Origin of the sequence: Streptomyces sp. ActVer (genome assembly GCF_027270795.1) — a bacterium.
In the GTDB taxonomy this organism is placed as follows: Bacteria; Actinomycetota; Actinomycetes; order Streptomycetales; family Streptomycetaceae; genus Streptomyces; species Streptomyces umbrinus_A.
This window is the reverse complement of the sequence record NZ_JAPWHT010000423.1, coordinates 1-8993: the sequence shown is the minus strand read 5'-3', so window position 1 is coordinate 8993 and position 8993 is coordinate 1. Positions and strand designations below refer to the sequence as shown.

Annotated in this window: 10 protein-coding genes; 6 read left to right on the top strand and 4 right to left on the bottom strand. The window is 71.0% G+C overall.

All coding sequences use genetic code 11. From position 1 onward, the window contains the following. Positions 1 to 348 precede the first annotated feature (348 nt). The 4 genes from O3Q52_RS42445 to O3Q52_RS42430 all read right to left on the bottom strand — a co-directional run bounded on the left by O3Q52_RS42445 (position 349) and on the right by O3Q52_RS42430 (position 4069). The gene (locus O3Q52_RS42445; protein ID WP_269653879.1) at positions 349 to 1440 is read right to left on the bottom strand and encodes an amidohydrolase family protein; all 1092 of its coding nucleotides are present in this window, start codon (positions 1438 to 1440) and stop codon (positions 349 to 351) included. A 123-nt stretch (positions 1441 to 1563) separates the two neighbouring features. Then, positions 1564 to 2394: an amino acid ABC transporter ATP-binding protein gene (locus tag O3Q52_RS42440; RefSeq protein WP_269653878.1), complete on the bottom strand. Its 831-nt coding sequence runs from the start codon at positions 2392 to 2394 to the stop codon at positions 1564 to 1566. Next, complete coding sequence (locus O3Q52_RS42435) at positions 2391 to 3224, bottom strand: amino acid ABC transporter permease (protein ID WP_269653877.1); 834 nt, start codon at positions 3222 to 3224, stop codon at positions 2391 to 2393. Before O3Q52_RS42435 ends, O3Q52_RS42440 begins: the two co-directional genes overlap by 4 nt. Then, a complete protein-coding gene (locus O3Q52_RS42430) occupies positions 3221 to 4069 on the bottom strand; it encodes a transporter substrate-binding domain-containing protein (protein ID WP_269653876.1) in 849 nt (282 codons plus the stop codon). The genes O3Q52_RS42435 and O3Q52_RS42430 overlap by 4 nt, the downstream gene beginning before the upstream one ends. A gap of 189 nt (positions 4070 to 4258) precedes the next feature. Here O3Q52_RS42430 and O3Q52_RS42425 point away from each other — a divergent pair, with 189 nt between their 5' ends. From O3Q52_RS42425 to O3Q52_RS42400, 6 genes are all read left to right on the top strand, one after another. Then, a complete protein-coding gene (locus O3Q52_RS42425; protein ID WP_269653875.1) occupies positions 4259 to 5305 on the top strand; it encodes an alanine--glyoxylate aminotransferase family protein in 1047 nt (348 codons plus the stop codon). Positions 5306 to 5573: 268 nt separating this feature from the next. Then, the gene (locus O3Q52_RS42420; protein ID WP_269653874.1) at positions 5574 to 6089 is read left to right on the top strand and encodes a GNAT family N-acetyltransferase; all 516 of its coding nucleotides are present in this window, start codon (positions 5574 to 5576) and stop codon (positions 6087 to 6089) included. Between the two features lie 74 nt (positions 6090 to 6163). After that, positions 6164 to 6877 carry a DsbA family oxidoreductase gene (locus O3Q52_RS42415; protein ID WP_269653873.1) on the top strand — a complete coding sequence of 238 codons (714 nt, stop codon included), beginning with the start codon at positions 6164 to 6166 and terminating at the stop codon, positions 6875 to 6877. A gap of 107 nt (positions 6878 to 6984) precedes the next feature. After that, positions 6985 to 8034 carry an aminotransferase class V-fold PLP-dependent enzyme gene (locus O3Q52_RS42410; protein WP_269653872.1) on the top strand — a complete coding sequence of 350 codons (1050 nt, stop codon included), beginning with the start codon at positions 6985 to 6987 and terminating at the stop codon, positions 8032 to 8034. Positions 8035 to 8088: 54 nt separating this feature from the next. Next, positions 8089 to 8706: an RNA polymerase sigma factor gene (locus tag O3Q52_RS42405; RefSeq protein WP_269653871.1), complete on the top strand. Its 618-nt coding sequence runs from the start codon at positions 8089 to 8091 to the stop codon at positions 8704 to 8706. A 25-nt stretch (positions 8707 to 8731) separates the two neighbouring features. After that, positions 8732 to 8993 (top strand): zf-HC2 domain-containing protein (locus tag O3Q52_RS42400; protein ID WP_269653870.1); only part of this gene is annotated, 262 nt, incomplete at its 3' end.

Genomic DNA, 8993 nt, shown 5'->3' with positions numbered 1-8993 from the left:
GCGGGCATGCGGAAAGCGTTGCTGTGCAAGGTGGTGGGACCCCCACGGGAGACAGAACTGGAGACGCGACGCCGCCGGACGCTCCGCTCACGGGGACCTGTGGGGAGCAGCACCGACGGCGTCGATGCGGGAATCCTTGCGCACGGAGAGTGAACGGTCAGCAAGCTGACGGGAGTTCACTCATACGTGGAGTTTCCGTGCGCTTCTTCGAATCACTCGGCACGCGCGTTCCTCATCTCCACCCGGATGCCCGAACCGGCTCGAACGCGCCGGTTGACGCGCCGGAGCACGCGCGAAAGTGCAGAACGAGCGGGCCGGGCGGATGGTTACGCTCTGTCAACACAGGTCCTAGCCGACGACCTTGCCGTTCAGCACCACCCGTCGGGGCGCCGCCAGCACCCGTACGTCCGCCCGTGGGTCCCCCTCGTACACGACGAGGTCGGCCGGTGCTCCCTCGTCCAGACCCGGCCGTCCCAGCCACGCCCGGGCGCCCCACGCCGTCGCCGACAGCGCCTCGACAGGCGGGATTCCGGCGGCCACCAGCCCGGCGACCTCGCCCGCCACCAGGCCGTGCGCGAGGGTGCCGCCCGCGTCGGTGCCGACGTACACGGGGACACCGGCGTCGTACGCGGCGCGCACGGTGTCGTAGCGGCGCTCGTGCAGCCGTCGCATGTGCGCCGACCACTGGGGGAACTTGGCCTCGCCGCTGGCCGCGAGCTGCGGGAAGGTGGCGATGTTGACGAGGGTCGGGACGATGGCGACGCCGCGTTCGGCGAAGAGCGGGATGGTGTCCTCGGTCAGGCCGGTGGCGTGCTCGATGCAGTCGATGCCCGCCTCCACCAGGTCCCGCAGGGAGTCCTCGGCGAAGCAGTGCGCGGTGACCCGGGCGCCCAGACGGTGGGCCTCGGCGATCGCCGCCTCGACCTCGGCGCGGGGCCAGCAGGCGCCCAGGTCGCCCGTTTCACGGTTGAGCCAGTCCCCCACGAGTTTCACCCAGCCGTCGCCCCGGCGGGCCTCCTGGGCGACGTACGCGACGAGGTCGTCCGGCTCGATCTCGTGGGCGAAGCCGCGGATGTAGCGGCGGGTGCGGGCGATGTGGCGGCCCGCCCGGATGATCTTCGGGAGGTCCGCGCGGTCGTCGATCCAGCGGGTGTCGGAGGGCGAGCCCGCGTCGCGGATGAGCAGGGTGCCGGCCTCTCGGTCGGTCAGGGCCTGCTTCTCGGCGGTGTCGTCCGCGACGGGGCCGCTGGGGCCCAGGCCCACGTGGCAGTGGGCGTCCACGAGGCCTGGTAGGGCCCAGCCGTTCACAGTGCGGATGTCACGGGCGCCTTGTGGGCGCTCGTAGGTGACCTTTCCGCCGACGATCCAGAGTTCGTCCCTGGCGTCGTCGGGGCCGACGAGGACTCGGCCCTTTACGTGCAGCACCGGCTGATCGCTCATGTACTGCACCCTAATTCTTCGGTGGAGTGCGTACGGAGGCTGCGGGCCGGTGGGGCTGGTCGCGCCCACGCGGCGGAGCCGCATATCGATACAGCTCAGCGCCCCTGAAGGGGCACGGAGCGCTCAGCCCTCCTTGCTCGGTCGGCCGGGGCTGTCCTCCTCCACGTCCGCCATCGCCGGGTCCAGCAGGCGGGAGAGGAAGTGCCTCGTCCGCTCGTGGGTCGGGTTGCCGATCACCTGGGCCGGGGTGCCGTCCTCGACGATCACGCCGGCGTCCATGAAGACGACCCGGTCGGCGACCTCGCGGGCGAAGGTCATCTCGTGGGTGACGACCATCATGGTCATGCCCTCGTCGGCGAGCATGCGCATGACGGCGAGGACGTCGCCGACGAGCTCCGGGTCGAGGGCGGAGGTGGGCTCGTCGAAGAGCATCACCTCGGGGCCCATGGCGAGCGCGCGGGCGATGGCGACGCGCTGCTGCTGGCCGCCGGAGAGGGAGGCGGGGTACGCGTCCGCCTTCTCGGAGAGGCCGACCCGCCGGAGGTTCTCGGCGGCGACCTTCGCGGCCTCCTCCTTATCGCGGCCGAGCACCCGGCGCTGCGGCAGCGTGAGGTTCTCGGTCACCGTCAGGTGCGGGAAGAGGTTGAACTGCTGGAAGACCATGCCGATCCGGCGGCGTACGGCGTCGATGTCCACATCGGGGTGGGTGACTTCGGTGCCGCCGACGAAGACCTGGCCCTTGGTGGGCTCTTCGAGGAGGTTCACGCAGCGCAGGAGCGTGGACTTGCCGGAGCCGGAGGGGCCGATGACGCACACGACCTCGCCGGAGCGGACCTCCAGGTCGATGCCGCGCAGCACCTCGTTGTCGCCGAACGACTTGTGCAGGCCGCGGACCTGGATCTCCGGCGTACCGCTCGCGTCCTTCGTGAGGGCCGGACTGCTCGTAGTGCTCACTTGGTGGCCTCCCCGGCCTTCGCCTCAAGGCGGCGTACGACGAAACCGAGCGGGATCGTGACCAGCAGATAGCACAGGCCCGCCACCAGGATCGGTGTCGAGTTGGCGGTCTCGCTGGCCAGGTCGCGGCCGAACTTGGAGAGTTCGCGCTCCTCCAGCGTGACCCCGAGGAACAGCACCAGCGAGGAGTCCTTGAAGAGGAGCACCAACTCGTTGGTGAGCGGCGGAATCACGATCCGGAACGCCTGCGGAATGACGATCGAGACCATGGCCCGGGCATGCGAGAAGCCCAGCGAACGGGCCGCCTCCATCTGCCCCTTGGGCACGGCCTGGATGCCCGCGCGGATCGTCTCCGCCATGTACGCCGCCGCGACGAGACCGAGCGCGAGCGCGACCTTTCCGTACGTGCCGCCGGGGATCTCCGTGCCGGGGAACGCCAACGGCACGGCGACGCCCACGAAGATGAAGATCAGCAGGGCGGGCAGCCCGCGGAAGATCTCGATGTAGATACCGGCCAGCCACCGGTACGGCCCCACGGAGGAGAGCCGCATCAGGGCGACGACCACGCCGAGGGCGAGGCCGAAGACGAAGCCGGACACCGTGTAGAGGACGGTGTTCTTCAGCGCCAGCGTGATGATGTCCGGGAACATCCGCTCGGCCAGGTCGACCTGCGCGAACTGGTTCTGCAGCTGCTCCCAGTCGGCCGTGACGCCGAGAGCGATCAGCGCGGCGACGAACACCGCGTACTGGACGCCCCGCGACACGGCCCGCTTCTGACGTCTGGTCAGACCGCTTCTGCGTGGCTGGACCTTGGTGTCCGCCTCACTCATGAGGCGGCGGACGGGGAAGCGGAGGCGGCGTCCTCGTCGTACGGGCCGATCCACTTCTCGTACAGCTTCTTGTACGTGCCGTCCGCCTTCGCGTCCGCCAGCGCCTTGTTGATGGCGTCGACGAGCTTGGTGTTGCCCTTCTTCACCGTGACGCCGTACTCCTCACCGGTGTTGATGTTGTCGGCGACCTCGAAGGCGGCCGCGTTGGCCTTGTCCTTCAGCCAGCCCTGGACGACCGGGTAGTCGATGACGACGGCCTTGACCTGGCCGGTGCGCAGGCCGTTCAGGAGCGCGTCGGAGGACTCGAAGGAGACCGGGTCGAGGCCCTTGCTCTTCGCGAACTCCTCGCCGGTGGTCTGCGCCTGGGCGCCGACCTTCTTGCCCTTGAGGTCCGCGAGGGAGGAGATGCCGCTCTTCTTGTCGGCCAGGACGGCCTGGGTGGCCTCGAAGTACGGGTCGGAGAAGTCGACGTTCTTCTTGCGCTCGTCTGTGATCGTCATGCCGGCCGCGGCGAGGTCGCACTGGCCGGCGTTGAGGGACCCGCCGGTCTTGAAGTTCTCGAAGGGCTGGTCGAGGATCACCTGCTTCACACCCAGGTCCTTGGCGACCAGGTCGATGATCGAGACGTCGAAGCCCTGCACCTTGCCGTCGATCTCCGACTGGAACGGCGGGTACGGCAGGTGCGTGCAGGTGGTGAGCTGCCCGCCCTTCACCAGCTCGACCCCGTTCGCGGTGGTCTTCTTGCCCCCGTCGTCGTCCGAAGAACAGCCGGCTACGAGCAGCAGCCCGGCCGTCGCGGTGGTGGCGGCCAGGATGCGGGACCGGCGCCCGAGGACCATCTTCACGGGGGTTGACCTCCTGTGGGGAAACTGTGGCTTCTGATTATAAGGAAAGGTTTGAGGCTCTCAAACCATTCCCATGGCCATTGAGCCGTCCGGCCTCAGAAGTCGTCGGTGGGGCGGGCGGGGACCCGCCCGTTACGCTCGTGTGCGTCTACCCCGTGAGCGCCGTCCGTGAACGAAGAGAGCACTGCTGTGACCCACCCCCTCCTGGACCTGGCGCCGCTGAGCGCCGCGCACTTCGCGTCGATCGAGGACCGCGTGGCGCGGCTGCTCTCCACCGAGCAGGACGTGCTGATCACCCAGGGCGAGGCGCTGCTGCCGCTGGAGGGAGCCATTCGCGGCGCCGCGGGGCCCGGCACGACGGCTCTCAACGTGATCACCGGTCCGTACGGGCAGACGTTCGGCGACTGGCTGAGGGACTGCGGTGCGACGGTGTACGACCTGGCCGTCCCCTTCCACACCGCGGTCACGGCCGCACAGATCCAGGAGGCCTTCGCCGAGCACCCCGAGATCGACTTCGTCTCCCTCGTCCACGCGGAGGCGGCCACCGGCAACACCAACCCGGTCGCGGAGATCGGCGAGGTCGTACGGGCGCACGGTGCCCTGTTCTACCTGGACGCGGTGGCGTCGATCGGTGCGGAGCCGGTGCTGCCGGACGCGTGGGGCGTGGACCTGTGCGTGATCGGCGCCCAGAAGGCGATGGGCGGGCCGGCCGGGGTCTCCGCGGTCTCGGTGAGCGCGCGGGCCTGGGCCCGGATGGCCGCCAACCCGCACGCTCCGCGCCGCTCCTACCTCTCCCTCCTGGACTGGAAGGAGCGCTGGATCGACACCGGTCGGCGGGCGCTCCTGCATGCCCCGGCACAGTTGGAGATGCTCGCGCTGGAGGCGTGCGTGGTCCGTATCGAGGAGGAGGGGCTCGACACGGTGATGTCCCGCCACGCCGCGGCGGCCGCCGCTACCCGGGAGGGGGTGCTCGCGCTGGGCGCCGGGTTCGAGCCGTACGTGTACGAGGCCTCTGCGGCGGCTCCGGTCGCCACGACGTTGCGAACCCCTGAGGGGGTCGACGCCTCCGGGCTGGTCGTCAGGGCACTGGCCGCCGACCCGACGTTGCCGCTCGCCGCGGGTGGCGGTGCCCTGGCCAAGGAGATGATCCGGGTCAACCACTACGGCCCCGCGGCGACCCTGGACTCCGTCCGGTCCTCCCTCTCCGCGCTGCGCACCGCGCTGGCAGAGGGCTGAGTTTCGTCTGCGGCCCGGTGGGGGCTTGTCGCGCAGTTCCCCGCGCCCCTGGGCAGGTGGGGGTTTCGGTGGTTTGCGACGTGCAGGTCGTCCGTGGCTGAGCGCGCAGTTCCCCGCGCCCCCAAAAGACAAAAGCCGGGGCGCAGCCCCGCTTTTAGGGGTGCGGGGAACTGCGCGACAAGCCCCCACCGGACCCGCACCCGACAACGAACCCCACACCCCCGGAACCGCGCCGGAGGCGACCCGCGTCCTTCGCGGCATGACCGGCATGATCAGAAACCGTGTGACCGGCCGCCGAGTGACCAGAACCGTGCTGTCCGTCGAGGCGGAGACCGTCGCCGACCTGCACTCCCGGGCGCGGGCGACGTACTACCCGGCCGGGGCGCCGCAGGACGGCACGGACTGGGCAGCGGCCTGGCGCGGCGCCATCGAGCGCCCGGACGGACAGGTGCTGTGCACGGTCCACGAGGGCCGCATCGTGGCCGTCGCCTCGTTCCGCACCGCGGAGGGCGCGCCCGCCGACACCGTGAAGCTGTTCCAGCTGCATGTCGACCCGGACCACTGGCGTTCGGGCCTCGGGACCGCCCTGCACGCCGAGTGCGTGGAGCAGTGGCGGGCCGACGGCAGGCGGATCGCGACGCTCGACGTGCACGTGGACAACGAGCGGGCCCGGGACTTCTACGCCCGCCGGGGCTGGGTGCCGGATCCGGAGAACCCGCCGGTCGCGGGCGATCACCATCTCGCCCTGCGGTACGCGGTGGGCACGGCCTCCGCCCGGGAATGAACCGAGGCGGTTGAACGTTCACGTACGGAGCGGAGGGTGCCTCCGTGTCCGTACGAGCCGAAAGAGCCGAAGACATGCGCGTCGAGATCTGGAGCGACATCGCCTGCCCGTGGTGCTACGTGGGCAAGGCCCGCTTCGAGAAGGCGCTCGACGCCTTCCCGCACCGCGACGACATCGAGGTGGTGCACCGCTCCTTCGAGCTCGACCCCGGGCGCGCCAAGACCGACATCCAGCCGGTGATCAGGATGCTCACCAAGAAGTACGGGATGAGCGAGGCGCAGGCGCAGGCGGGCGAGGAGAACCTCGGCACGCAGGCCGCCGCCGAGGGTCTGGAGTACCGCACCCGGGACCGCGACCACGGCAACACCTTCGACATGCACCGGCTGCTGCACCTCGCCAAGGAGCGGGGCAGGCAGGACGAGCTGATCCAGCTCTTCTACAGGGCGAACTTCGCCGAGGAGCGGTCCGTCTTCGGCGACGACGAGCGGCTCGTGGAGCTGGCCGTCTCCGCCGGGCTCGACGCCGACGAGGCCCGCAAGGTGCTCGCCGACCCGGCCGCGTACGCCGACGAGGTCCGCGCCGACGAGCGCGAGGCGGCCGAGCTGGGCGCGAACGGCGTGCCGTTCTTCGTCCTGGACCGGAAGTACGGCGTCTCCGGCGCCCAGCCCGCCGAGGTCTTCGCGCAGGCCCTGGAGCAGGCGTGGGGCAGCCACTCGCCGCTCAAGCTGATCCAGCAGGACGACGCCGAGGCGTGCGGCCCCGACGGATGCGCGGTGCCGCAGAACTGACGCGGACGGCAAAAGCGCAGGTCGGGGCGGATCCATAAGCGTTGCTTGGCGAAACCACGTAGAAGTCGGCAATGGACGGGGAGAGCCCCGGCCCTCAGAGTGGCCCCATGGAGACCTTCGAGACCCTCGTCCGAGCCGAGTTCGCCGCGAAGAACACCTATCTCAACACCGCGAGCACCGGGCTGCTCCCAGCCCGCGCGGTCGACGCGATGCGGGCCGGCGTCGAGTCCGTGGCGGCCGGGCAGCCGCAGGACATGTTCGCCGACGTGGAGGCGGCCCGCGCCGCCTTCGCCCGTCTCGTCGGAGTCCCGGACCGCCGTGTCGCGGCCGGGGCCTCCGTCGCCGTCTACAGCGGACTGATCGCCGCCTCGCTGCCCGAGGGCGCCGAAGTCCTCACCGCCGAGGCCGACTTCACCTCCGTGGTGAACCCCTTCCACGTGCGCAGCGACCTCAAGGTGCGCACCGTGCCACTGGAGCGGATCCCGGAGTCGGTGCGCCCCGGCACCGCCCTCGTCGCGGTCAGCGCCGTGCAGTCCGCGGACGGCCGGATCGTCGATCTGCCGGCGCTGCGCGAGGCAGCCCGCGAGCACGGGGCCCGTACGTACCTCGACGCGTCCCAGGCCACCGGATGGCTGCCCGTCGAGGCGGACGCGTACGACTATGTGTCCTCCGTCGCCTTCAAGTGGCTCGTCTGCCCGCGGGGAGTGGCTTTCCTGGTCGTTCCGGAGGACCTGGGAGGACTCAACCCGATCTTCGCGGGCTGGGTCGCGGGAGAACACCCCTGGGACAGCTGTTACGGGCCGGTCGAGGAACTCGCCCACTCCGCACGGCGGTTCGACGAGAGCCCGAGCCTCTTCTCGTACGCGGGCGCCCGCCACTCGCTGGAGCTGATCGAGGAGTTGGGCGTGGACGCCGTGCACGCCCATGACCTCGCCCTCGCCGACCGCTTCCGCGCGGGCCTGGCCGGCCTGGGCCAGGAGCCGGTTCCGGCACCGGGCTCTGCGATCGTCTCCGTGCCCGGACTCGGCCACAGGCAGCCGGAGTTGAGCCGGGCGGGGATCGAAGTCTCGGACCGCGCGGGCAACTTGAGGGCCGCGTTCCACCTGTACAACACGGCCGCGGATGTCGATCGTCTGCTGGACGTCCTGTCGGGCTGATTGCCGGACCCACTGGCGCGGGGTCCACGGGGACGCTAGGAAGGGCATCACGAGGTGGTGGTGCCGGTGGAGCCAACTCTCCACAAGTCCGAACGGCCGCCCGCGGATGCGGAGTTGCATCGGCGGCTGGTGTACGGCGACGAGTCCGCGCTGTCCGAGGCCTACGCGGCGTACGGCGGGCTCGTGCGACGGATCGCCCGGCGCGTCACGAACAGCCCGGCGGCCGCCGAGGACGTGGCGCAGGAGGTCTTCGCCCAGCTGTGGAGCAGGCCGTACGCGTTCGACGCGCGCCGGGGTTCGCTGCGCACCTGGCTGTCCGTGCTCGCGCACCGGCGGGCCGTGGACTGGGTGCGCAGCGAGGCCCGGCATCGCAAGGCCGCCGGGGCGGACGACTCCACGCTGCACGCCATCCCCGACACCGGGCCGGGCCCCGACGAGGCCGTCGTCGACCGCGAGCGCTCGCTGCTGCTGCATTCCGCGCTGGCCGAACTCCCGCAGCCGCAGCGGGAGGTGGTCCACCTCGCCTACTTCGCGGGCCGCACCTACCGTCAGGCCGCCGTCGAGCTCGGCATCCCGGAGGGCACCGCCAAGACCCGCTTACGGTCCGCGCTGCGCAAGTTGGCCGAGACTTTGGCCGAGCCGCCGGATCCGGCGTGGGAAAGGGGCGCATGATGGCGACAGGGGAAGGAGGCGTCCGGTGACCGACGACCACGACGGTGTGCCCGAGCTGCTGGCCGCCTGGGCCCTCGGCGCGCTGCAGCCCGCGGACGAGAAGGCCGTACCGCCGCATCTGGCCGGCTGCGAGAGCTGCGCGGCGGAGGCGGAACGGCTCCGCGAGACCGTACGGCTGCTGGACGTGCCGCCGGGGACGGCCGCGGGCAACGGATCGTCGGCAGCGGCCGCGCGGAACCGGTCGGCCGCGGTCTCGCAGAACGGTTCGGCGGCCGGGGTGACGAGAT